Origin of the sequence: Psychrobacter sp. Cmf 22.2 (genome assembly GCF_001921745.1) — a bacterium.
GTDB lineage: Bacteria > Pseudomonadota > Gammaproteobacteria > Pseudomonadales > Moraxellaceae > Psychrobacter.
In genome coordinates this window covers 628,864-655,399 of record NZ_MRYA01000001.1, presented here as the reverse complement: position 1 = coordinate 655,399, position 26,536 = coordinate 628,864, and the positions used below count along the sequence as shown (strand labels likewise).

General features: G+C 42.7%; 18 protein-coding genes and 1 pseudogene. 9 read left to right on the top strand and 10 right to left on the bottom strand.

What is annotated here, in order from left to right:
- Nucleotides 1-23: 23 nt before the first annotated feature.
- Entirely contained in the window at nucleotides 24-461 is a 438-nt protein-coding gene (locus tag BTV98_RS02790; RefSeq protein ID WP_058369436.1) for a ClpXP protease specificity-enhancing factor, read from the top strand.
- Between the two features lie 80 nt (nucleotides 462-541).
- Here the strand turns inward: BTV98_RS02790 and dcd are convergent, their stop codons facing one another.
- From dcd to BTV98_RS02755, 7 genes and pseudogenes are all read right to left on the bottom strand, one after another.
- A complete protein-coding gene (gene dcd / locus BTV98_RS02785; RefSeq protein WP_058369435.1) occupies nucleotides 542-1,117 on the bottom strand; it encodes a dCTP deaminase in 576 nt (191 codons plus the stop codon).
- Nucleotides 1,118-1,234: 117 nt separating this feature from the next.
- A pseudogene (gene apbC / locus BTV98_RS02780) lies at nucleotides 1,235-2,068 on the bottom strand (iron-sulfur cluster carrier protein ApbC); the annotation flags it as partial.
- A gap of 628 nt (nucleotides 2,069-2,696) precedes the next feature.
- Nucleotides 2,697-4,034, bottom strand: a complete 1,338-nt coding sequence (mgtE, locus tag BTV98_RS02775; RefSeq protein WP_058369433.1) for a magnesium transporter — start codon at nucleotides 4,032-4,034, stop codon at nucleotides 2,697-2,699.
- Between the two features lie 141 nt (nucleotides 4,035-4,175).
- The gene (locus BTV98_RS02770) at nucleotides 4,176-4,976 is read right to left on the bottom strand and encodes a 3-hydroxybutyrate dehydrogenase (protein ID WP_058369432.1); all 801 of its coding nucleotides are present in this window, start codon (nucleotides 4,974-4,976) and stop codon (nucleotides 4,176-4,178) included.
- 65 nt (nucleotides 4,977-5,041) lie between these two features.
- Nucleotides 5,042-5,671, bottom strand: a complete 630-nt coding sequence (locus BTV98_RS02765) for a CoA transferase subunit B (RefSeq protein ID WP_058369431.1) — start codon at nucleotides 5,669-5,671, stop codon at nucleotides 5,042-5,044.
- Between the two features lie 72 nt (nucleotides 5,672-5,743).
- Nucleotides 5,744-6,457 carry a CoA transferase subunit A gene (locus BTV98_RS02760; RefSeq protein ID WP_058369430.1) on the bottom strand — a complete coding sequence of 238 codons (714 nt, stop codon included), beginning with the start codon at nucleotides 6,455-6,457 and terminating at the stop codon, nucleotides 5,744-5,746.
- 127 nt (nucleotides 6,458-6,584) lie between these two features.
- The gene (locus BTV98_RS02755; RefSeq protein ID WP_075102846.1) at nucleotides 6,585-7,925 is read right to left on the bottom strand and encodes a short-chain fatty acid transporter; all 1,341 of its coding nucleotides are present in this window, start codon (nucleotides 7,923-7,925) and stop codon (nucleotides 6,585-6,587) included.
- A gap of 393 nt (nucleotides 7,926-8,318) precedes the next feature.
- On the opposite strand from BTV98_RS02755, the gene BTV98_RS02750 reads away from it, so the two are divergent.
- The 8 genes from BTV98_RS02750 to fdhD all read left to right on the top strand — a co-directional run bounded on the left by BTV98_RS02750 (nucleotide 8,319) and on the right by fdhD (nucleotide 20,814).
- Nucleotides 8,319-9,800: a GntP family permease gene (locus BTV98_RS02750; protein ID WP_058369429.1), complete on the top strand. Its 1,482-nt coding sequence runs from the start codon at nucleotides 8,319-8,321 to the stop codon at nucleotides 9,798-9,800.
- A 237-nt stretch (nucleotides 9,801-10,037) separates the two neighbouring features.
- Complete coding sequence (gene metG / locus BTV98_RS02745) at nucleotides 10,038-12,140, top strand: methionine--tRNA ligase (protein ID WP_256713821.1); 2,103 nt, start codon at nucleotides 10,038-10,040, stop codon at nucleotides 12,138-12,140.
- Between the two features lie 387 nt (nucleotides 12,141-12,527).
- Nucleotides 12,528-13,574 (top strand): ABC transporter substrate-binding protein, encoded by a 1,047-nt coding sequence (locus tag BTV98_RS02740; RefSeq protein ID WP_058369427.1) that lies wholly within the window; start codon nucleotides 12,528-12,530, stop codon nucleotides 13,572-13,574.
- Between the two features lie 77 nt (nucleotides 13,575-13,651).
- On the top strand, nucleotides 13,652-14,692 hold the full coding sequence (locus tag BTV98_RS02735; RefSeq protein ID WP_058369426.1) for an ABC transporter substrate-binding protein: 1,041 nt from the start codon (nucleotides 13,652-13,654) through the stop codon (nucleotides 14,690-14,692).
- 281 nt (nucleotides 14,693-14,973) lie between these two features.
- Nucleotides 14,974-15,873 (top strand): ABC transporter permease, encoded by a 900-nt coding sequence (locus tag BTV98_RS02730; RefSeq protein WP_058369425.1) that lies wholly within the window; start codon nucleotides 14,974-14,976, stop codon nucleotides 15,871-15,873.
- A gap of 69 nt (nucleotides 15,874-15,942) precedes the next feature.
- Nucleotides 15,943-16,737, top strand: a complete 795-nt coding sequence (locus BTV98_RS02725; protein ID WP_058369424.1) for an ABC transporter ATP-binding protein — start codon at nucleotides 15,943-15,945, stop codon at nucleotides 16,735-16,737.
- Nucleotides 16,738-17,156: 419 nt separating this feature from the next.
- A complete protein-coding gene (locus BTV98_RS02720; RefSeq protein WP_058369422.1) occupies nucleotides 17,157-19,532 on the top strand; it encodes an FdhF/YdeP family oxidoreductase in 2,376 nt (791 codons plus the stop codon).
- A gap of 229 nt (nucleotides 19,533-19,761) precedes the next feature.
- Complete coding sequence (gene fdhD / locus BTV98_RS02715) at nucleotides 19,762-20,814, top strand: formate dehydrogenase accessory sulfurtransferase FdhD (RefSeq protein WP_082638060.1); 1,053 nt, start codon at nucleotides 19,762-19,764, stop codon at nucleotides 20,812-20,814.
- A 104-nt stretch (nucleotides 20,815-20,918) separates the two neighbouring features.
- On the opposite strand, the gene BTV98_RS02710 is transcribed toward fdhD, so the two are convergent.
- The 3 genes from BTV98_RS02710 to BTV98_RS02700 all read right to left on the bottom strand — a co-directional run bounded on the left by BTV98_RS02710 (nucleotide 20,919) and on the right by BTV98_RS02700 (nucleotide 26,532).
- Nucleotides 20,919-21,359, bottom strand: coding sequence for an outer membrane protein assembly factor BamE (locus BTV98_RS02710; protein WP_075102845.1), 441 nt, complete (start codon nucleotides 21,357-21,359; stop codon nucleotides 20,919-20,921).
- A 79-nt stretch (nucleotides 21,360-21,438) separates the two neighbouring features.
- Nucleotides 21,439-24,129, bottom strand: a complete 2,691-nt coding sequence (locus tag BTV98_RS02705; RefSeq protein WP_075102844.1) for a YadA family autotransporter adhesin — start codon at nucleotides 24,127-24,129, stop codon at nucleotides 21,439-21,441.
- Between the two features lie 1,179 nt (nucleotides 24,130-25,308).
- Nucleotides 25,309-26,532 carry a VWA domain-containing protein gene (locus BTV98_RS02700; protein ID WP_058368505.1) on the bottom strand — a complete coding sequence of 408 codons (1,224 nt, stop codon included), beginning with the start codon at nucleotides 26,530-26,532 and terminating at the stop codon, nucleotides 25,309-25,311.
- Between the last annotated feature and the right edge of the window lie 4 nt (nucleotides 26,533-26,536).

Below are 26,536 nucleotides of genomic sequence, written 5' to 3'. Positions count from 1 at the left end.
CAAAAAATATAGGAAACCATCAGATGAGCGAAACCACGTCTATTACCCCAACTCGTCCCTATATGGTGCGTGCGCTATATCAATGGATAGAGGACAACGCCCTGACACCATATTTAATGGTTGATGCCACTGCCAAAAACGTGCAAATACCAACCGAACACGTACAGGATGGCCGTATCGTGCTTAATATCGCTAGCCGCGCTACTGGTAATATGAGTATGGAGAATGATTATATTCACTTTAGTGCACGTTTTGGCGGAGTATCGCAAGAGATTTGGGTGCCACTACCTGCCGTCATGGGTATCTATGCCAAAGAAAACTCACAAGGTATGTTTTTTGACCCAAGCGAATACGACAACTATGATCCTGAAGAGGATTCTTTAGCAGCCCCCAAAAAGAGCACGACTACCGAATCTAAGACGAAACGCGATAACAAAGCAGGTTTAAAAGTCTTAAAGTAGTAAGTAACAACATAAAAAAAGCTGGACGTATTAAATACGCCCAGCTTTTTTATTGCCTATTCAAAGATTTGCGAGCCCAATTATGTCCTTGGTAACGTAACACCGCGTTGACCCTGATACTTGCCGCCACGATCTTTATAGCTGGTCTCGCAGACGTCATCCGCATCACTTTGGAAGAACAGCATTTGTGCCACACCTTCACCCGCATAAATACGTGCAGGTAAATTGGTGGTATTACTAAATTCTAAAGTCACGTGCCCTTCCCACTCAGGCTCAAGCGGCGTCACATTGACGATAATACCGCATCGCGCATAAGTCGATTTACCAAGACAGATAGTCAATACATCACGTGGAATACGGAAATACTCCATCGTACGTGCCAATGCAAAAGAGTTTGGCGGAATAATACACTCATCACCAACGATATCGATAAAGCTTTTTTCATCAAAGTTCTTAGGGTCAACGACTACTGAATGGACGTTAGTAAAAACCTTAAATTCAGGTGCACAGCGCACGTCATAACCATAGCTTGAAGTACCGTAGCTAACCAGACGCTCGCCTGCATCATTAAAGCGTACTTGACCCGCCTCATATGGCTCAATCATGCCATGCTCTTCGGCCATTTTACGAATCCAGCGGTCGGACTTGATAGACATTGTTATTCCTCAAAATTTTTAATAGCGACGATTATACGGAATTGATAGGTCAATTTATAGAGTAATCATAAAATTGCTTAAGCTGACTTTTTTAATCTTACCTAACTTAGTTGTCGATTAAAAAATACGCTTATCATCGACAGGCTTAGCAAACTTATTAATATTGGCTTCGATATTCTCAGCAACGTTTAGATAATAAGATGCAAACTCATCATTAGCCAAAACGCTTGGTTCACCTTTATCTACTTGCGCACGAATACCGCTGGCAAGTGGCAGCTGACCCAATAAGGGCACGTGATATTGCTCAGCGATAAGCTCACCGCCACCAATACCAAAGATAGCTTCGGTATGATGACAGTTGCTACACGTATGCAATGCCATGTTTTCCACCACACCAAGTACTGGAATATTGGTTTTGTTAAACATCTCAACGCCTTTTTGCGCGTCGAGTAAGGCGATATGCTGCGGCGTCGTCACAATCACTGCACCAGTCACTGGAATACGCTGTGCAAGCGTCAGTTGAATATCACCCGTGCCTGGTGGCATATCAATGACCAAATAGTCAAGCTGCGGCCAGTTGGTTTGGTTGTATAGCTGCATGAGCGCACCAGTGGCTTTTGGTCCACGCCAAGCGACGGGCGTATTGTCACTATCAAGCAAACTGCCTATAGATAGCATCGCTAAACCATGCGCATCAACTGGAACGAACTGCTCGTTTTCCAATTGCGGCTTTACATCAGCAACGCCTAGCATCGTTGGCATACTAGGGCCATAGATATCGGCATCAAGTACGCCAACACGGTTGCCAAGCTTTTGTAAAGCCAAAGCAATATTAACAGTAGTGGTAGATTTACCGACGCCGCCCTTGCCTGACGCTACCACGATAATATGGCGAATACGTGGATGTGCTGCTAGTGAGGCTTGTGTCGGTGCAGCTTTCGTTATTGGTGGTTCGCTGTCTGTATTTGCCTGCTCGCTTGGCTTATCTTGCTTAGCCATTGCATCTGTTGTCTTTGGCATCTGTTTTGGTAAATTTGCTCCGGCACCTTTAGCTGATGCAGGCAGACGGACATTCATATGAATGGTTTTGATACCGTGCGGGTGCAGGCGTTGTCTAAGCTCTTGTTGAATCAGTTCAGGATCGCTATCTGCTGGTAGACGTAAGTCTAAGGTGAGCTGATCACCGTCGCGCTCAAGCCCTGTTATCATAGTAGCAATGCTGACAGTACCTACTTCATAACCCAGCAACACTCTGTCTACTGCACTATCACGTTCTGCCTGCTGCTCGGGGGTCTCAGGTTTTTCTGACGTTATTTTTTTTATAAAGTTAAACATAGCTGCTATTACCGCCTATAAAAGTGGGTGGACATGGTAAAAAACTCAGTTAATACTGCCGTAAATATGGCAAATCATATAGTCCATGAGCTTTTTAGCCAAACCTTTTATCGTGACAGTGTAGCTCAATTACAAGTATAAAAAAACCACAACGCTAATAGAACGAAGCCTTGAGCGGTTCATCTATCTTGCCATTTGCTTCCAATAATTGGTAACGATGTTTGTAGTATCTGTGCTTACCTTGCTAAATAGCTAAAAATTGCGCAGCAATAAATAGATAAATCAGTACGCCTGAAGCATCACATACTGAGGTAATCAAGGGCGCACTAGCGGTGGCAGGGTCAAAGCCTAATTTATTAAGCACAAAAGGAAGACTCATACCTATCACGCAGCCAATCATAACTACGGACATCATACTCAGCGCAAGCACCAAAGAGACTACAGCATCGCCGCGCACGTAACCAATAATGGAGATAGCAACTGCCATCGTGGCACCAAGCATAAGCGCAACCAAAGCTTCTCGGGCCAATAGTGAAAACCAGTCACGCATGACTACATCACCAGTCGCTAAAGCACGCACCATCAAGGTTGCAGACTGAGACCCTGCGTTACCACCGCTATCAACCAGTAATGGTAAGAAAAACACCAGTACCAGATTGGCCGCAATGACCTCTTCAAAATTCGAGATGCTCAATCCTGATAGTAAGTTTCCAAATACTAAGAACACCAACCAAAACACACGCTTACGATACAGTACCCGAATGCTAACGTCTTTTAGCTTGCCTACCATAGTCGAGACACCACCTGACTTATGAAAGTCATCAGTGGCTTCGTCACTTGCGACGTCCATCGCATCATCGTGGGTGACAATGCCTACCAAAGCGCCATTATTATCAATAATTGGCAAAGCAATCAAGTCATAACGTGCGATGGTTTTAGCGACCGTTTCTTGATCGTCATAGACATGGCAAGACACCACAGTACTCATCATTATGTCTGCAATAGCCTGATTAGGTGACGCCAAAATCAACACTCTTAATGACACAACGCCCAACAACTTGCGTTCACCGTCAATCACATAAGCATGATAGATGGTCTCGGCATCAGGCGCTTCCAAACGTAGCGTATCTAAAGCTTCGTTAACCGTCATTTGAGCCGTTAAAGTTGCATAATCTGACGTCATCAAAGCACCAGCAGTGCGCTCTTCATAGGCTGCTAGTTTGCGAATATCTTCACGTTGCGCCTGTGCTAACGCTGGAAGTAAAGCATCACGTTGATCTTGGTTTAAATGTTTGTATAAGTCAGTGCGTTCATCCGCAGGCATCTCCCCTACCAATATCGCCATGACATTCCGAGGAAACTCATGCGCCATAGCAACTTGAGCATCAGGCTCTAGGTAAGAAAAAATGGTAGAACGATTAGATAAGCGCTTTAACAATTGCCAAGCAAGTTTAGACTCCATAAGTGCAAGCACATCAGCGATATCGATAGGTCGCAAGTCCTGCACCTGGAGCACCGCGTGTCTAAACTGCTGTTGTTCAGCAGCTATACTCAATGATAATGCCAAGGCTTCATGGTTCATACCCTTACTCCGCGCAACCTATGTTGATAACAGCACTAATAAAAAAAGAGCCAATTTAATTGGCTCCAAATTATGCAAACAAGATGCTAGTCGATTGATCTGTCATTAGCAAGTGAACAAATACACCGCCAATCAAACCCGTTAGTTCATAAACCAACCATGACTGGCTACGATAGATTGTCCCGTAAACACATTACTTGGGAACGCTGCTAAAAATAGCGCTAATTGGGCAATATCATCAACAGTAGTAAATTCTTTGTCAACAGTACTGACTAGCATAATATCATTAATAACTTCCTCTTCACTGATGCCTTTTTCGGCCGCTTGTTCAGGGATCTGTTTTTCTACCAATGGCGTTTTTACAAATCCTGGACAAACCACGTGCGAGCGTACGTTATGAGCTGCGCCCTCTTTAGCTAGTACACGGCATAGTCCAAGTAGCCCATGCTTTGCAGTCACATAGGGCGCTTTGTAAAGTGAGGCTTCGTGCGAGTGTACTGAGCCCATATAAATGACTGTACCACCTTTATCGTCTTTATACATATGTTGTACAGCAGCTTTGGTAGTCAAAAACGCCCCGTCCAAATGAATGGCCAGCATTTTTTTCCAATCGTCAAATGCCATTTTACTAATCGGATCAATGATCTGAATACCGGCATTAGAGACAAGAATATCAATACCACCAAAGGTGTCGACTAGCTGTTGTATCCCATCATTTACGGCATCTTCTGAGGTGACATCCATAGCAATCGCAAGAGCACGTCCGCCAGCCGCTTCAATGGCATCAACCGTTTGCTGCGCCGCTTCAAGATTAATGTCTGCAATACCAACCGCTGCCCCTGCTTTGGCATAAGTCTCAGCGATATCGCGTCCAATACCACTTGCAGAGCCTGTGACTAATGCTACCTTTCCTGTCAGATCTTGCTGTAATTCGGTCGCCATATTCTATATTCCTTTATTGAATAGCTTTTTTGAATGCCTGTGCTAGATATATTTATGCACCATAATTACTGAGCAATACTCACTGGCGTCTTTTCTTGCAGCTCATCAAAGCTCACACCGTCTGCCAGTTCGACCAGCTTTAAGCCATTATCAGTGACATCTAACACCGCAAGCTCGGTAATAATACGATCTACTACTCCTTTACCCGTTAATGGCAGCTCGCAATTGGCAAGGATTTTTGGATCGCCATGTTTGTTCACTTGTTCCATCAGTACAATCACACGCTGCACGCCAGCAACCAAATCCATGGCACCGCCCATACCTTTGACCATTTTTTTGGGTATCATCCAGTTGGCAAGATCGCCCTGCTCTGAGACTTCCATCGCGCCCAATATTGCCAGATTGACATGACCGCCACGAATCATAGCAAATGACTCCGAACTACCAAAATAACTGGCACCCGGCTCTGCGGTTACTGTTTGTTTACCCGCATTAATCAAGTCAGCATCGACATTTTCAGCAGTTGGAAACTCACCAATACCTAATAGGCCGTTTTCTGATTGTAGCCAAACGTCCATACCTTCAGGGATATAGTTGGCCACTAGGGTTGGCAGACCAATCCCTAGGTTCACATAATAACCATCTTGTAATTCTTTTGCAGCACGCTGTGCCATCTGTTCTCTTGTCCATGCCATGTTACTTTCCTTATTTTTTCACAATACTCTATTATTAATTTTATCTTTTAAATATTTCAATAAAACTTCTCTCTAAGCGCCTTCAACTGCCTTAGTTGTCGTTTTTTCGATACGCTTTTCAGGGTTGCTGTTCAATACGATACGCTGCACAAAGATGCCAGGCAGATGCACTTCGTCAGGATCGAACGTGCCAGTCTCTACGATTTCTTCTACTTCGACGATAGTAATTTTGCCAGCCATTGCACAGTCTGGATTGAAGTTACGGGCGGTTTTGTTGAATATCAAGTTGCCTGACTTATCTGCTTTTTGCGCTTTAATTAGCGCCACATCAGCACGCAATGTATGCTCAAGTACATATGTGCGACCATCAAAATCACGCGTCTCTTTACCTTCTGCGACAAGTGTACCAACGCCAGTTGCAGTATAAAAGGCAGGAATACCCGCGCCACCCGAACGTAGCTTTTCAGCCAATGTACCTTGCGGGGTCAGCTCAACTTCTAATTCGCCCGCTAAGTATTGACGCTCAAACTCTTTGTTTTCACCGACATAGGATGAGATCATTTTTTTGATCTGACGAGTTTGCAATAGTAGTCCTAAGCCAAAGTCATCAACACCCGCATTATTGCTGATACAGGTTAAGTCTTTAACGCCGCTATCACGCAATGCTTCGATTAACGCCTCAGGGATGCCGCACAGACCGAAACCACCGATAGCAAGAGTTTGGCCGTCACTGACAACACCTTTTAACGCCTCTTCTGCACTACTATATACCTTTGATTGACTCATGGTTGACTCCTATAATTATCTGTTAGTTGATTTATATTCATTACGTATCCGTTCTAGTATTACTTTTAACTGACCCTATTAATTTTGTTAGTCTTTACATTTTTTACATGCTGATATGTCATTCCAGTTATACCACCAACCAAAATACACCCATAATAACTGCCCCTGATACGGAAAGCACTATGAGGCAATAACCCATGATAGCTCGAGCATCTAAGCCTGCAATACCCAATAATGGTAATGCCCAAAATGGCTGAATCATATTGGTCCATGCATCGCCCCAAGCTACCGCCATCGCTGTCACTGCTGGATTAACACCAAGCTCAACGCCAGCAGGTATCATGACAGGCCCTTGCACAGCAAACTGACCACCGCCCGATGGCACAAAGACGTTAACTAAGCCTGCGCTTAAAAATGCAAAAATAGGAAAGCTGTCTGCCGACGCCGAATTGACAAAGAATTCGGTCACTTGCGTACTAATAGAGATACCATCAGCATTTGCTCCCGTCATGATCCCCATAATGCCACCGTAAAACGGAAACAATAATACAATCCCGGTGATACCGCCTATACCTGAGTTTACTGCACGATAGTAACGCTCAAGCGTGCCATGCGATAACAAGCCGACAAACAAGAATAGCCCAATAACTATATTGAGCCCTAAATTAAAACCATTGCTACCAAACTCACTAATATAGTACATCAAAGCTAACGCCAGCAGAATCACGGCGACAATACGGCTGTCATCTAACATTTGTGCTGGAGTATCTCGGCGAGGCGACACGTAAGCTTCTTTTTTAATAAGCTTGGGGTCGATAACAGTAGGGGTTTTTGGATGCATAAAACGGTTTAACAGAGGTAATATTACAACTAACAAACCAACAATAAGCAAATTATAACCAGCAAATATTGTCTGTGATAAAGGCACCGCTTCGGTCATGACATTGCCCGATAGCGTGAGTAAAGTATCACCGCCTGAGCTTAGTGTTAGCGGTATCGATCCTGAAAAGCCGCCATGCCAGATAACAAACCCTGAATATGCTGCGGCTACCAATAAGGGATAATCTACATTAGCGACTTTTTTGGCAAGTGACTTGGCAAAAATAGCACCAATAATGAGACCAAATCCCCAGTTTATCCATGAACCAACCAAACCCACTAAGGTCGATACTATGATAGCGGTCGAAGGAGAATGAATACGGCTGGCAATATTATCCAGTAAACGCTGAATGAAGGGTGCACTAGCGAACGCATAGCCTGTCACTAATATGAGGGCCATTTGCATGGCAAAGCTATGTAGCGACCATAATCCATTACCCCAATGCCCAGCCATAGCGATCATATCCTGACCAGTAACGGCAAGACCAACAACAAAGGCAATGAGCGTTAAAATAATTGAGAATACGAACGGAGATGGCAAATAACGGTTAACCAGTTGTACACTGGCGTTTGTTATGGCATTAAACATATCCACATTCCTTGTCGATTCAATGTTTGTTGTTTGAGTCTTTTGTCAATGAAATCTTGCTTAGCAAAAGCACTTCACAAATATGATAGCTTATCTGCATTGCCAAATATACAGAATTTCCAAATATGCAAATAGTTATGTTAATACGTTTTATATCGATATATCATATGCAATTTTTATAATAACTTAACACATTATCCTTGCAGCGACTAGATAATAACGTTAAGAGTGTACCAGTCAGCATAGTAGCTCAGTATATGGTAAGCCAATATGTTATCAATGTAGATTTATGTTTAATATAAGATTATATATTGCTTATTTTGATTAATTTTATTGACCTACATTCATATGCCCTGCATAATCGCTGACTGAATTTTGCCAAGGAGGGCAGTCATGTTTAGCACATTTGCTATCATTATTACTTTATTTTTATTAATGTTTTTCGCTTATCGCGGTTATTCGGTGCTCATCCTAGCGCCGATTATGGCGACGTTAGCGGTCTTTTTATCAGGTGATTTTTTAAGTAGTATTCCCGCCTATACCGATGTGTTTATGGGAGCATTAAGTGGTTTTTTGCTTAAATTCTTCCCTATCTTCTTATTGGGTGCGCTGTTTGGACGATTGATGGCAGACTCTGGCGCGGCGACAGCGATTGCCAATACCGTGGTCGAAAAGCTCGGTGCCAGTAAAGCCATTTTAGCCGTTATTTTGGTTTGTGCTATCTTAACCTATGGTGGTGTCTCGTTATTTGTCGTAGCGTTTGCTATCTATCCAATCGCCAAAGACTTATTCAAAGCCGCTGATATTCCTAAGCGCTTGATTCCAGCAGCGATTGCGTTAGGCTCATTTACCTTTACAATGACGGCATTGCCAGGCACGCCAGCGATTCAGAATGCTATTCCGATTCCTTATTATAATACCAACGTCTTTGCAGCGCCTATCTTAGGTATTATTGGCGGTACGATCATGTTCATTGGTGGGTGGTTATGGTTGCAGTCGCGAGCTCGCAAAGCCAATGCTGCAGGTGAAGGCTATGGTCAGCATGATGATGACGTGGGCGTCGGTGGTATCGATGCTATAAAAGAGCCTGCAGGTGACACGACAAACAATACTGCACAAAACAACATCGCTAAAAGCAATCTAGCAACATCAAGCGCCATGCACAACACGCATCAAACCTCGTTTGCCATCGCCATGATTCCGCTGGTATTGGTCATCGCTCTAAACGCATTACTTACTTATGCTGTTTTTCCGTCGTTAGACTTTAGCGGCTTACAAGCCCAGTTTCCAGGCTTAAATATCGATGGTTCACTTGGTCTTTGGTCAATTATTATCTCGTTAGTTGTAGCCTGTATAGTTTTGATCGTATTGCGTATTGGTCATTGGAATAACCTACAAAAAACCATCAACCGTGGTACTTACGATTCGATGTTGCCGATTTTTAATACGGCATCAGAAGTTGGCTACGGTGCGGTGATTGCATCATTGGCAGGTTTTCTTATCATTCGTGACAATATCTTAAATCTAAGCCCTAATAACCCGCTTATCTCAGAAGCCGTGGCGATGACCACGCTTGCTGGTATTACAGGCTCATCATCTGGTGGCTTAAGTATCGCACTGTCGACGCTCGGTGACGACTATTTAAGAATGGCGGTAGAAGCTGGAATTGATCCAGAGCTTATGCACCGTGTAGCAGTTATGGCAGCAGGCGGTCTTGATACTTTGCCCCATAGTGGCGCTGTCATCACGTTATTTGCTATTTGCGGCTTGACCCATAAACAGTCATATTTAAACCTTGCCATGGTCACCATGGTGATTCCGTTAATCGCTGTTACCTCTATCATTATCTTAGGTACGATGTTTGGTTCTTTCTAAACAAATCTATATTAATATGTGCATAAAAACCCACTTCGTACTTTACTTGGTGGGTTTTTTAACGTGATTAATTACCGAGGATTGTCACAAATTTGGTCGAATTACGGTATCATAGGCACACTTTTTAAATTTTTCCTTTTTTAAAAGCTTTACCATTGATAACATCGCGTCCGCCCGCCATAAATAGCGTGCGATGATGATAACTAACCCGTTTATATAAAAGTATAGGTGACAAAAGTGCGTGAGATTTTAGTAACAAGTGCGCTGCCCTACGCCAATGGCTATATCCATTTGGGGCATCTTGTAGAATATATTCAGACCGACATTTGGGCGCGTGCGATGAAGGCACAAGGCCATCAGGTTACGTATGTCTGCGCGGATGACGCACATGGTACGGCAATCATGCTAAAAGCTGAAGCCAATGGCATCACGCCAGAGGAGCAGATTGCCTCAGTTAAAGCCTCGCATGAAGCGGACTTTGCTAAGTTTTTGATTAACTTTGACAATTATCACACCACTCATTCAGAAGAAAACAAACATTTCTCTGAGCTGATTTATCGCCGACTTAATAGCGCAGGGCATATCAGTACAAAAGACGTTGAACAGTTATTTGATCCTGAAAAGCAGTTATTTTTGGCCGATCGATTTGTCAAAGGAGAATGCTCTGAGTGCGGTGCGCTGGATCAATATGGTGATAACTGTGAAGTATGCGGCACGACTTATGACGCGACAGATCTCAAAAATCCATACTCGACGTTGTCTAATGCCACACCTGTGCTAAAAACCTCAAAGCATTATTTCTTTGACTTGCCAGAATTTGAGCAGTTTTTAAAAGATTGGACGCGTAGTGATAATCGCCTGCAAGTATCGGTCGCCAACAAACTCCAAGAGTGGTTCGAAGCTGGGCTTGCCAGTTGGGATATCTCACGTGATGCGCCCTACTTTGGTTTCCAAATCCCAGATACGCCAAGCGTCGAGCCGGACAAATACTTTTATGTATGGCTAGATGCGCCAGTCGGCTACATGGCGAGCTTTAAAAACCTATGCGATAAGCGTGAAGGTACAGAGCAAGCGCTTGATTTTGATCGTTACTGGGCGCAAGAGAACGAGCACAAAACTGAGGTTTACCATTTTATCGGTAAAGATATCGTGTATTTCCATGCTTTGTTTTGGCCAGCTATGCTAGCCGGCAGCGAGTTCCGTACCCCAACCGGCGTTTTTGCCCACGGCTTCTTAATGGTCAATGGCGAAAAAATGAGTAAGTCACGCGGCACCTTTATCAAAGCCGAAACTTACGCTGAGCACTTACATCCTGAGTATTTGCGTTACTACTTTGCCAGTAAATTGTCTGATAAAGTCGAGGACATCAACCTTGATTTAGAAGACTTTATGCAAAAGGTCAACTCTGACTTGGTGGGTAAAGTGGTTAATATTGCCAGTCGCAGTGCCGGCTTTATTGTTAAAAAATATGACGGGATGCTGTCGGACGTTTGCGTAGAGTCAACGTTGCTAGAAGATATCACCAAAACCGGTGATGAAATTGCTGCCGCTTATGAGAATCGTGAATTTTCACGTGCCATGCGTTTGATTATGCAATGTGCGGATAAAGCCAATGAGTATATCGACGAAAAGAAACCTTGGTCACTTGCCAAGATCGAGGGCACTGAGCAAGAAGTTCAGGACGTCTGCTCGGTGGCGATTAACATCTTCCGTCAATTAATGGTATATCTTGCGCCAGTATTACCTGAGCTGACGGCCAATGCCAAAACGTTTTTGAATATTGAAGACTTAAGCTTTGCCAGCCGCAATGAATGGCTACTGGGTCACAAAATCAATAAATTTAAACCTTTAATGCAGCGTATCGAAGAAAAAGATATCGAGGCGATGGTTGAGGCATCAAAGGAATCTTTGGCTCAAGCCGCTATACCAGTTGCTAACGATACAGATGTCAACTGTGACAGCAAAGCAGACAAAAACACGCAGGCAGCCAAGACTGATACTGAGCAAGGGGATTATATCGGCATCGAAGATTTTGCCAAAGTTGAGATGAAAGTGGCACATGTTTTAGAGTGCAATCACGTCGAAGGCGCGGACAAGCTACTACAATTTACCTTAGATGTCGGCGAAGACAAACCGCGCAATGTGTTTAGTGGCATTCGTAAGTTTTATGAGCCTGAGCAACTGGCTGATAAAAAGGTGATTTGTGTGACCAATCTTGCCCCGCGAAAGATGAAGTTTGGTGTCTCAGAAGGCATGGTGTTATCGACTGGCGATCCAAAGACCGGGCTAACGGTCGTTACTTTGCCTGATGACTGTGTCGTTGGCGATACCTTAGCGTAAGTTTTAAGTACAATGTCAGACAATAAAAAAGATGTCACTATTGGCATCTTTTTTTATGGTTTTTTTATAGTATAGCGACTAAAAATCGCTTTATATTGCTCTATAAAAGTACCACAGCATTGTTTAATAACACCTATGACGAATACGCTTTAATTTTTTATTGCGATAACTTACATTACTGTCATAATATGAACATAACGATCGACGGAACGATTGCTCTGTTGTTAGCCTGCTATCTTGATATCAATATAGCATCGAACTGGCTAACCTGCATTTTCCAATAATATCTTAAAGATCAAATATAACGAAGACGAGTGCAAGCACTACATAATTAGGCTTGATGAATCTGGTTTTTGGAATTGATACAACTTATGAGTTAATCTAATAATGACTATTGCTTCTACCTTACGCTTAAGCCTATATGGTGCTGCTATCAGCACTGTCCTTGGATTGATGGGCTGCTCAAACTCCACTGATACTGCAACAGCGACCAATGAAAGTCCAGGAGCTGATGCTGACAAGCCTGCCAAGACATTAGCCATCACTCAAATCGTCGAACATCCATCACTAGATGAGATGCGTCGCGGCATTATCGATGAGTTGGCAGATAACGGCTATGTCGAAGGTCAAAACTTAACCGTTAACTTCCAAAGTGCGCAAGGTAATACGGCGACAGCAGGGCAGATCGCTAAGCAGTTTGCAGGCGACAATCCAGATGCCATCGTAGCCATCTCAACGCCATCTGCTCAGTCAATCGTGGCGTCAACCAAAACCGTTCCAGTTGTTTATACTGCTATCTCAGACCCTGTGGCAGCCAAACTTATCGATGACAAGGGCGTTCCCATTCAAACCAACGTGACAGGTTTATCCAGCCAATTGCCTATAGAGCCGCAGCTAGAAAACATTCAAAAAATTGTCCCTGATGCAAAAACCATTGGCTACGTCTATAGCCCAGGTGAGGTCAACTCTGTAGTCGTGCTTAATCAGCTTAAGGAGGCCGCCTCAGCACGTGGACTCAAAATACTAGATGTAACAGCCAATCGCCCAACTGACGTTGCCATGGCGACACGCAGTCTTGCTGGCCGCGCTGACGTCATTTATACTTCATTAGATAATAATGTCGTGTCTGCATTCGAGGCGATGGCAGGCGCAGCGAACGAGCTTGATATACCAATTATTGCTTCAGATGAGTTCAGTGTCAGACGCGGTGCGACAGCAGCACTTGGGGTAAATGACTATGATTTTGGCCGTACTACTGGCAAAATGGTTTATCGAGTACTAAATGGCGAAGCGGTCGATACTATTAAGCCTGAGGTTATGAACACCTTAACCTTATATGCAAGTCCAAAGCATGCAGCTGAGCAAGGAGTGAGCTTATCAGCAGATTTACTCAAAAATGCCATCAACACTGATACTGATGTCGATACCAAATAAAAAGTAGTAAGATAACAATCAGCACGTCAATTATTTATATAGTGTACGGACACACTATTATTTTAGGAGTGAGACCCATGTTTTATCAAAACCGTTTTGGTCGTTTTAATTTTAGTAAAGCCTTGTTATTAGGCAGTATGTGTACTGCTATCTTGACTGGCTGTAACCAATCAGCACAAGATACTAGTGCAACTGATGGTGCTGCTACTAGCGACGACGCTACCGCAATGAAGACTGTCGCTATTACCGCCATTGTCGAGCACCCAGCACTTGATGATGTGCGTAAAGGTGTCATTGACGAGTTAAATGACGCGGGTTTTAAAGACGGTGAAAACTTAGCGGTCAACTTCCAAAGCGCACAGGGCAATACGGCAACAGCAGGACAGATTGCTAAGCAGTTTGTCGCAGACGAGCCAGACGTTATCGTTGCTATTGCAACCCCATCTGCTCAGTCTGTTGCAGCCTCTACCAGCAGTATCCCAATGGTATTTTCAGCAGTGACTGACCCAGTAGCAGCCAAACTAGTATCTAAGCTTGATGGCTCTGGCACTAACGTTACAGGTGCATCAGATGCCTTACCCTATGAGCCACAAATTGACTTAATGCGCCAGATTATACCGGACCTTAAAGACGTCGGTTACGTCTATAGTCCAGGTGAAGTCAATTCGACCATCATTTTGAAAAACTTAAAAGAGAAATTGACGCCACTTGGTATCAACGTGCATGAAGCGCCAGCTCAGCGTAGTAACGATATTGCGATGGCGGCACGTAGTCTTGAGGGTAAGGTCGATACAATCTATACCTCAACCGATAACAATGTAGTATCAGCTTACGAGTCATTATACCAAATCGCAAAAGAGAGTAAGATTCCATTAATTGCCTCAGATACCAGCTCAGTTGAGCGCGGTGCTGTTGCAGCTTTGGGCGTGAATTATTACGATCTTGGCCGCGAGACTGGTAAAATCGTAGTACGTATCTTAAATGGTGAAGCAGCAGGCGCTATTCCTGTATATACACCGCAAATGCTTGATTTGTATGTCAGTCCAACACATGCAGAAGAGCAAGGTATTACCTTATCACAAGCAGTTATTGACCAAGCAAAAGAAGTGGTAGAATAGCGCACCTTTGTAGTCTGCCTAAAATTAAAACCCTAAAACAGGCGATAATAACATGCATAATGAACAACGCAAATTATCGTCTGCTTTGATGTTCAATTACGACATGTTTTGATTTACCCTAACCGCAGATTGCTTAATCTGTTAAATTCACCACTTAGACGTTTAGCGAACATTAACTCCTATGTTGATGGGATAGATAGTACTGGCGTATGCCATGATCCTACACATCCATCATTAGAATACGTTTCGTCAAACGCTTGGTTATGACTTACTGATCTCTTATGTCTTTAATCGCTTTTTTTGGTGCGCTTGAAAGTGGTCTGATTTACGGCCTTGTAGCACTTGGTGTGCTAATCTCGTTTCGTACCCTTGATTTTCCTGACTTAACCGCTGATGGAAGTTTTCCGTTAGGTGGCGCGGTCGCTGGTATCTCCATCGTCGCTGGTATTAATCCATGGCTGGCATGTGTTTTTGGTATGCTGGCAGGGTCAGTCGCTGGTATCGTCACTGCATGGTTGCATGTCAAGCTAGGTATTTTACAGCTACTTGCTAGTATTTTGGTTATGGTTGCTTTGTATTCTGTCAACCTGCGTATTATGGGTGCACCAAACCTACCACTGCTTGGCGAAACTACTGTATTTAGCTCACTTGTGACTGATGGCAATGGTTATTGGATGCGCTGCCTGATTATTGGCGTGGTCATCTTGGTTGCCAAGCTACTGTTAGATTGGTTTTATAGCACCGAAACTGGTTTGTCTATGCGTGCGACTGGCTCCAACCTTCGTATGGCACAAGCACAAGGTATCAACACCTCTTGGATGACTATTATCGGTATGGCAGTCTCTAATGGTTTGATCGCTTTGGCTGGGGCACTGTTTGTACAGACGCAAGGCGGTGCAGATATCTCTATCGGTATCGGTACTATTGTCATTGGTTTAGCAGCAGTGATCATTGGTGAGACCATTATTCCTGCCAAACGCATTTGGCTCATTACTTTTGCTGTAATCGTTGGCGCAGTACTGTATAAGTTGTTTATTCAGGTTGCGTTATCAAGCGATACGCTGCGTAGTATTGGCTTTGGTCCACAAGACTTGAACTTGATTACTGCTTTACTCGTCGTATTGGCATTAGTATTGCCAAAAGCCAAAACTAAGTTTTTATCTCGTAGAGTTCGCGCTTGATGATGCCTAAGATAGCCATACAAGCTTGAAGAAGCTTTTAGCTTAAAGAGATGACAAGGAACCACGATTATGATGCAAGCCACAGATTTACGGTTAACTTTTAACCCAGGCACGCCTATCGAAAACCCTGCCCTACGCGGTATCAATTTAAACATCGCTGATGGCGAGTTTGTCACGGTTATCGGTACCAATGGTGCTGGTAAATCAACTTTTTTGAATGCAGTCAGTGGTACTACACGAGTTGATAGTGGCTCAATACTATTAAATGGCATTGACGTCACCAAAAAAACTGCTCATCAGCGCGCTCATTGGGTTGCTCGCGTGTTTCAAGATCCGATGGCGGGTACTTGTGAGGCCTTGACTATTGAAGAGAATATGGCACTCGCCTATAAGCGTGGCGGTAAACGTGGATTAAATTTTGCTTTGAACCAAAGCAACCGTGACTTGTTCCGAGAGAAGCTGTCTGTACTAAAATTAGGGCTAGAGAAGCGTCTAACTGACCGTATGGGATTGTTATCAGGTGGACAACGTCAGGCGGTTAGTTTGCTGATGGCATCATTACAGCCTTCTAAGATCTTATTGTTAGATGAGCATACTGCTGCCCTTGATCCTAAGACGGCTGCTTTTGTATTAGAGCTGACTGATAAGATTGTGACAGACAATAATCTCACTACTATGATGGTCACCCACTCCATGCAGCAGGCTTTAGCGCATGGTACGCGTACCGTTATGCTACATCAAGGGCAAGTGGTATTAGATGTCGCAGGCGATATTCGTCGCGGCATGACCGTCCATGATCTTCTCGATATGTTTGAGCAAACACGCGGTGAAAAGGTTGAAGACGATAGCTTGATTTTGAGTTAAACAACTCAGCTAAACAGTTTGGATTAAAAAGTAAAAACGCCTGTTTAGTAGCAGGCGTTTTTTATTGCCTTAAAAATCTCAAGTCTTAATTGTATTTTAAGTTTCAACACGCTCATCTTTTTATAGTGAGTTCAATATAAAGACGATACAGTGAGACTGGGATGAATTTTACGCAGCATCGAGAAGCACAGGCACAGCACGCCAGAAAAATTTATACCAGTTCCGCGTTGAAATATAATGCATCTGTTTTATTTAGAATCGACTATATGAGTTATAAACATATTTATTGATAACTACCCAAATACATGCTTCTCAAAGGTTTTTTGTTATCTATAGTTAATGCTCCTACAAAGTTTTCGTTAGCCATTATATAGTTGTTACATAAAGCTTATCTGCTGCCATTTATTATGAGGTTTGTCATGCGCAAAATTCCTGTCTACTCTCACCCTGCTGCTGGTTGGCCAGCGCTCGTTGCCTCCACTCGTAAGCTTATGGATTACAAAGCCTTTACGCGTGGTAGCTTAAGTGTCCTAAAAAGCAATCAGCCTAAGACGGGTTTTGATTGTCCAGGCTGCGCATGGCCTGATCATAAGTCTCATAAAACGCTTGATGTCTGTGAGACTGGTATCAAAGTCATCGCTAGTGAAGCCATGTCTACTAAAGCGGATGCCAAATTCTTTGAAAAATATACAGTCAAAGAGCTACAGAAATGGAACGGCTACGAGATTGAGCATAGTGGTCGTTTATCAGAGCCGCTTCGGTATGATGCAGCGCAGGATCGCTATCTCCCTATTTCTTGGCAAGCCGCTTATGAGATTATCGCAAAAGAGTTGAATAAGCTTGACTCGCCAGATGACGCTTTATTTTATACCTCAGGGCGAGTAACGAACGAGCCTGCCTTTATGTATCAGCTGTTTGTACGCTGTTTTGGCACAAACAATTTGCCTGATTGCTCCAATATGTGTCATGAGCCCACATCCGTTATGCTGGGTAAGCAATTGGGTGTCGGCAAAGCCACGGTCATGTTGGAAGATTTTGAAAAGGCCAAACTGCTCTTGTCATTCGGACACAATCCGGCTACCAATCATCCACGTATGCTTGAGATGCTGGCACACGCGCATAAAGAAGGCTGTCGAATTATTTCTATTAATCCAATGCGCGAACAAGGGCTAAAGGCTTTTAGAAATCCGCAAAAACCCACGCATATGGCAGCAGGTCAAAGTGACGAGATGATTGATGAGGTCGTCCAAATTCAAATCGGCGGCGATGCAGCTCTATTAACAGGTATGGCTAAATGGCTAGTCGAGCATGACAAAATCAACCATACTTTTATTACAGAGCATACCTCAGGTTTTGAAGCCTTAAAAGAGTGGCTAACCGAGCAAACTTGGGCGGATATTGAGCGCGGAAGCGGCATCGTACAAGCAGAGATTGTCAAACTAGCAAAACTGGTTGCCAATAGTCCAGCGACGATATGTACTTGGGGCATGGGTATTACTCAGCACGTTCAAGGCGAAGATAATGTGGCTATGATTACCAATTTGCTACTGCTTATGGGGATGATAGGTATTGATGGTGCTGGCGCTTCACCGATTCGCGGGCACTCTAATGTACAAGGCGATAGGACCATGGGCATTCATGAACGCCCTAAGAAAAAGCTATTAGATAGTCTTGAGCGTGTTTTTGAACGTCCGATGCCACAAGAAGATGGTTATGACGTTGTCGCTGGGGCAAAAGCTTTAATCGACGGCAAGCTTAAAGCCTTTATGGGTATGGGTGGTAACTTTGCAGTTGCAGCACCAAATACTAGTGCCATTCAACAAGCTCTAACGAACAACGCATTGAATGTTTTTGTCGGTACCAAACTTAATGGCACCATGCTATATCCTGGCACGAACAATATTATTCTGCCTTGTTTGAGCCGGATTGAAAGTTTAGTGACCGCTAAAGGCGAACAATTTGCCACTATTGAAGATTCCATGTGTCAGATTGTGGCGACCAAGGGCACTATAAAACCTGTTAGCGATACATTAAAGTCTGAAGCGCAGATTATCGCAGATATCGCGACACACGTATTGGGCTCTACAACCGATATAGACTGGCAAGCGATGAGTGAGGACTATGATGTCGTTCGCGATTATGTATCGCAGACTATCGATGGTTTTGAGGACTTTAATCAGCGTATTCGTGACAGCGAGCGTGGTTTTCATTTGTATCATCCAGCGCGTCATCGTGTATGGAATACGGATAGCGGTAAAGCTCAAATCGAAGTACCACAATATCCGATTACTTATGTTGCTGAGCAAATGGCCCAAAGGGCTGCAACGTCTGAGCAGAAAGCTAATCCTTCTCAAAGTGAGCAACAAAAGGTTTGGCAGTTTACCAGTGTGCGCAGTCATGATCAGTTTAATACGATGATCTTTGGCTATAACGACCGCTATCGTCAAACCAACCGCCGTGATGTGCTCTTTATGCATCCTGATGAGATCAGCCGCTTAGGCTGGCAAAAAGGCGATAGCGTTATAGTGACGCGTCAAGACAGTAGTAATCAAGCTCGTACTCTTGGTCCACTCATTTTAACTGAGATGGATATCGCGTCCAATGCAGTCGCTGCTTACTATCCTGAGTGTAATGATTTATTCGATTTAGATACTCATGCACCAGAGTCGCACATCCCAGCTTATAAATCATCAACTGTGATTTTGGAGCGCGTAGCTGTCGATAGCCGTGAGCCAAGTAAAGCTGATAATCGTGCGCAAAACAGTAGCGTAGATGGAATGGTAGCTTCGGCTTGATTTTTACTATACCCATTTCTAATCAGCGTAGTTGATTAAACCCTACCGACTACGCTGGTGCTGTTTTTTGGGCATTATTTTATAGGCCCTGTTTTATAGACGTATTGACTACTCATGACTATTTTATAATGTGTGATTGGTGGTAAATAACTTTTAGCATGTAATTAGGTAGCAAGTGATTAGGAACGATAGTAAAAACGAAGACTAAACTAGGTTAAAAGCAAATTTTATGATAACTGAACATACTAAAGTGTTAGTAGATGACCTATCTAAAACTGATACATCATCTGCTTCGGTATCTCATACAGTCTCCGATATAATTGATAAAGCTCAAGCACCTGTCTTAATTGATGCTTCACTACCCTCGTCAGTCACACCGCTTTCACGCACTCATTTGGCGCAAAAGCACTATTATCCATCAAATTATTATGACCATTACCATCCTTATATCGAAAATAAACCTGCAAGTTTGGCAGTAGAGGCTGCTGTTGCTATCGTCATTAATGGTGTGCATTATGCCGTATTGATGGCCAGTCCTTACCAGTTGGAGTATTTGGCTGTTGGGTTTTTGTTTAGTGAGGGCTTGATTCAGTATAGTCATGAATTGCTAGATTGGGAGGTGACTCAGCTTACCGATACAACCAACTATGAGAGCTTTATACAAGGCTCAATCGATAAAGATTCTGAAACAGAAATATTTGAACAAAGCTTAGCACAATTGCAAGATTATGATGTTTATATAGTAGAGCTAGTATTGAATCAGCGTTGTCATCAGCGTATTCAGGCACAAAAACGTCAGCTAGCGGGCCGTACTGGCTGCGGCATGTGCGGTATGACTGGTCTAACACAAGCATTACCTGACTTGAGTGCCTATCATCAAGAAAAGCAGTATGTAAAAGGTATCGTCCCACACCTCAGCTATCTGTTATCAATACGGCAACAAATAGATGCTATGCAACACACTCATCAATTGACAGGTGCAGTACATGCAGCGGCAACGATGCAAGGTGATGATTTGTATTTATTTGAAGATGTAGGACGTCATAATGCGCTTGATAAACTTATTGGCTGGCAACTGCGGAACAAAATGGAGGTTGAATGCGTCCTTATGACGTCTCGCTTATCCATTGAGCTGGTACAAAAATCTATCCGTAGCCGCATACCTTGGTTAATCGGTATGTCTGCCCCTACTAGTACAGCAGTTCGAGTCGCTGAACGTTATGGCTTGGGGTTGGCTGGATTTTTACGTGACAACAGGGTGACGTATTATTCTGGTATTTGAAGCATTCAGCGCGCATAGCTGCTGATAAAAAAAGAGAACAAGACACTAGATGCCTTGTTCTCTTTTTTATACTTCTTTTATTCGTACTTTCACATTTAGTTAGACTATTGGGTAAATTGTGAATATTTTGCACAAGAGGCAGGTTGCCAGTAAGTCTCTGTGGCATAAAACTCATCTTTACGTAGTATACCTTCATAACTATCGTCAAAGATGATTTTATAGCGACAGGTTTCTACGTTTTGATTGGCATCATAGAATTTGAGAATATAATCCCATTCGCGAGCGTTAAAACCTTCTTGAAAGTGCGGTGTACCGATGAGTTTATAAATCTCATTTTTGGTCGTACCGACTTTGATTTTGGCAACATCATTTTGCTCAACGATCCTGCCTTCTTTTTGCCATGCTTTACTTTGCTCAGGGAATACAAGATCATCAGGGTGAACTGTCCCATGCTGTGCGCCAGGACTCACATGCCAAGTACAGCCAGTTACAGCAAATAATAAGGCAGTAGCCAATAATCCGTGGCCATAAGTAGATAAATTCATTGTTTATTCCTTAATGTGTCATGAGTGATTTGACAATGTCTGTCAAAATACAGACATCGTCAAAATAGGTTGGATTGGATTAGAAATGGAAGCCTGCACCAATAGCGCCGCCAGCATTGCCTTGAGTATCTGCTGTACCATTTATTTTCATCACCCAGCGACCGTTATCAGAGACTCTGGACACACCAATAGCAACGGCGCTTTCCCCGTTATATGATGCCACACCGCCACCTACCATTGATTTACCAGGAATATAAGCTTGCGGTAATGAAGACATTGCCATTGCCGCCGAGATACCTGCATTGGCGTCGTCTTCAACATCATCGATTCTATAACCTAGTGAATCAACTTTGCCCTCAAGTTTTGAGTCCATATCAGCAATTTGACCATTGATTACTCTGTCAATACTATCAAATTGGTCGTTAAGCTGACCTACGTTCACAGCATCACTATCCTCAACACCATCAGCGACGTTAGTTATTTTATTACCACCGTTATCCAGACCGTTATTGCTCAGTTTGACATCATCATTGACTCCACCTGTTAAGGTTACTCCTTCATTATTGACTGTGGTATTGCCAGCGACCACTCTATCTGTAGTCACGCTATCTACATTAATATTATTATTTAGATCGAATCTAATACTACTGCCTTGAGCAGTAGTGGTAATGTTGTTACCACCTACAAAGCCAAGTACGCTATCATCACCTATTGGTTTATTGATATTGTTGCCACTATCCGCACCAAAGTTTAATCCGCCATCCAGACGATTGGTATTATTGGTAATGTTGGTCGTATTGTTAGCAATGTTGGTTGTATTAGTAGTTACTTGAGTATTAGTGTTCGTCACACCTTGTTGTATAGATCCGATAGCGCCATCGATAGTATCTTGACCAGTACCGCCGATATTAGTAGTCGTAATAACACCACCATTGTTTACAGCATTACCACCGATCACAGTAGTAATAGAGTCTGCAGTGTTGTTTAACTGATCGCCCGTTATGGCATCGCTAGAGCCTGCTGCTACAGTGCCATTACTAACGTTAGTAATCTTATTGCCACCATTATCTAGACCATTAGCTGAGATGACGACATCGCCAAAGGTGGCGCTGTCTAAATTAACGTCCTTGTTTAAATCAAAACTTACATTGTTACTATTGGCGTCTTTAGAGACCACAATATTGCCATCTTGATTGTTGAGATCAACAGTATCACCCGGTCTAACAGTACTTTCATTACCACCTTGGGCACTAACATTGAAACCTTGGTTAGCAGAGGTAGCACTGTCTCTAACCTCATTTAATTGGTCAACGTTGACTGCATCTGACCCCTCTGTGCCTCTACCGACATTGGTGATTCTATTACCACCATTATTAAGACCATTGTTACTAAGCCTAATTGTCTGGTTACTACCACCTGTTAAAGTAATACCGTCATTATTAATAAGAGTATTACCAGTCGTCACACTATTTAAGGCTAAGTCTCTGTTTAGCTGGACTTGAACACCGTTGGCTGTAGTAGTCGAGGTTATATTGTCATCACCAGTAACGGCAATGGTGTCACCCAGTGCAAAGTTGTTGTCCGTAACGCCATTACCAAAATTGATACCGTCATTAATTCTATTAGTATTATTAGTGATGTTAGTCGTATTACCACTAATATTATTTCTATTATCAGTAATATCTGTGTTCAACGTATCTGCAACAGAGAATAGCTGGCTACCATTGATAGCGTCTGTGCTAGTCTCATTCACATTACCTGCTGCAACGTTCTTAATTTGACGTTCTTGTCCGCTAGCACCTACAGATACTTGATCACCTGCTGCGATATTAGCCGCTCCAGCAAAGTTATCAAATGTGACACCGCCTACAGTTGCGCTAGTGACACTATTTGCATCAGCTATTGTATTAGAACCACTGCCAATCGCTACTGAACCATCAGTAGTCGCCTGTGCGCCGCTACCAAGAGCAATAGTGTCCCTACCAGATGCTTGGGTTTGACCAATAGATTGATAAGCAGCCCCCGCCTGTCCAGCGACACTATCCGCTCCGTCAATATCAGCAGAGCCAATAGCGATACCACGATAACCAGTTGCAGTTGCAGAATGACCGACTGCTAACGAGCCCGTGCCTGTAGCAGCCGCAACGTTACCCATAGCCTGAGAATAGTCTCCTCTAGCAACTGATTGACGGCCTATTGCTAATGCAGTATTGCCTTCAGATAATGATCCAACGCCTATAGCCACACCTGCGCCACTAATCGTTTTTGCATATTCACCTATTGCTACGCTAAATACATGCTCTGTACTTGCACCTGTTCCAATCGCGACGGAACCTCCATTTTTCATCCCAGGCGTAAATTCATTATCAGTATAGTAAGGGTTGCCACGATCAGCGATTTGATATCCCTTGTTGCTGGTAGAAGATTCGCAGCCAATAGCGATATTTTCTTTATTAGTGCCTGCATTTGCTTGATTATCATTAGTACATTCAGAGACAGCTGTACCATTCCCCGTACCACCGTTTGCCCCGACAGCAGCTATAGCCTGTGAAGACATACCGATTGCCAAACTTGTCAAGCCGACAGCAATAAGTCCAGAACGTAACGCACTAAGACGTAAGCTATGACCATTTTGCGTCCCTATGTCAGTTTTTATAACTGAAGCACTGACAGAAGACTTTGACGACTTACCGTTTGCCTTAGCATTTTCAGCGACTGCTGTGAAGCATTGCAACGCTTCATTCCATATGACTTTATAGTTGCGATTCATAATATATACTCCCAAATAGATCTATTAGATATAAAAAAACAAAACCAAAATCTATGTTGCAGAGAGTCTAAATAACAAAATAAAACGGGCCTTAAACTTATATATACGTAACATCCTGTTAAGATGTAACCCGTTATTAAGCATTAAGAAGCGCAAAATTTTTGTATTGTAAACTGTCTGTTTCCACATATATTCATAATTCCGGATATATGTATTCATATTAACGGATATACATATATAGAAACAATACCGTTAGACGATTATTTACAACCGTTCGTCAATACATTTACATATTAACAACAAATTCAACTATGATTAAATGACTAATTTCATGACTAAAGGCTATCAAAGCCAAGACTTTTTTATAGCTACAAGCCATATGTATCGGTGATAAACATAAAAAAAGACCTCAAGTACAAACTGACTTGAGGCCCTACTTTTTAAATTTATTTTAAAATGAAATTATAAACTCATAATTACAATTAGTTATCTAAGTACATATATTGGTTACTAATTTTAAAATTATGACCATATAACAATGATTTTCTTGGAGAAATAACAACTATGTAAAACTATAATTTATATCAGTTCCCTCATGATTTGTGATGTCCTAATAAATATTAGATGTGTGCAGCAATTAATTACGGTAAAACGCCCATTCATCGGCTTTTAGGGTGATCTAATATACCTAGTAGAAGAGTCCTACTCTCTATTTATATCGCTAAAAAACCCCCTATTTAAATTGGATGGTAGAATATTATTTTATAAACTTTAGAAAATCATTTTATTTTGGAAGACAAATCAATAAATACAAAATTTAGTATCAGTAAGTTTTACTAATTACATTATTTTGTCTAGCTTATTTGTTTCTCGTCATTAAAAGTAGAATTGTCATCCATAATTTTTATACATCAACTCTTGATTTCATGGCTTCTAATACTTTTTATATAATTATCTATGTCAATAGCAGTATGGTTACGTATTATTAATATATAACATCACTTACTTAGGATTAATTACTTTTAAAGACATTTGTTTTTAGCTTGGCTTCAACTGGTAATTACAAGGTCTTGATTTTATCAATTTTAATACAAAAGACCACTACTATAATTTATAGTAGTGGTCTCTTTGAAGTTCATGGTTGATTATTAAACTTGTGTAAACATATAGAATGGACAATTAACGGGCTAAGTAAGCAGTCATGTCCTCCACACCATGCAATGTCATAGGATACATCTGATCATTGAACAACTTTTTGATTTCACCAATAGTTTGGGTATATTTCCAATAAGCTGGAGTTTCAGGATTTAACCAGGCGACTCTATCGAAGTGAGCCAGTACTCTTTTTAACCATACGACACCCGCTTCGTTGTTCATATATTCGACACTACCACCGACTGAAAACAATTCATAAGGTGACATAGATGCATCACCGACGAATATCACTCGATACTCACGACCATAGGTGTTTAGTAGCTCAAAAGTTGGCATTGGCGCACTATGACGGCGATTATTGTCTTTCCAAACATAATCGTAAAGACAGTTATGAAAGTAAAAGAACTCTAATGTTTTAAATTCATTTTTTGCGGCAGAAAACAACTTTTCTAGTGCTTCCACATGAATATCCATACTGCCACCCACATCAAATAGCATCAGTACTTTTACACGGTTGCGACGCTCCGCTTGCATATGAATATCGAGTACGCCTTTTTTAGCAGTACGCTTGATTGTCTCTTTGATGTCAAGTTCATCAGCACTACCAGTGCGCGCAAATTGACGCAAATTGCGCAGTGCCATCTGAATCTGACGAGTACCGAGCAGGTTATCGTCATCAAGATTGCGGTATTTACGCTGCTCCCAGACTTTGGCTGCACTACGTTTGCGTGATTCCCCTCCGACGCGTACGCCTTCTGGATGATCCCCATAAGCACCAAATGGTGAGCTACCACCTGTGCCGACCCATTTGCTGCCGCCTTGATGTCGCTCTTTTTGCTCCTTTAGGCGCTCCTCAAGTGCTTTCATTAGCTCCTCAAGCGAGCCATATTTTTTTAATAAGCGTCGCTGCTCTTCGGTTAGATTCTTTGGATCTAGCTTGAGATCGAGCCACTCTTTTGGAACGTCCGTCAACTTTGCCATTAAGTCATCAATGTCTAAGCTATCAATTCCTTCAAAATAATCTGCCATGGCGCGGTCAAACTTGTCAAAATGGCGCTCATCTTTGACCATGCATAGCCGAATAAGACGATACATGTCTTCGCGGCTGGCAAAGGTAGACAGCGCTGGATTCTCAGGATGCGGCTGCATCATCAAACCCTGATCTAACGCGGCATTTAAATCAAGTAGCTCGCGCGTGCTGACTGGCACACCATAAGTCCGCAGGGTATAAAATAGTTTGATAAACATAGTG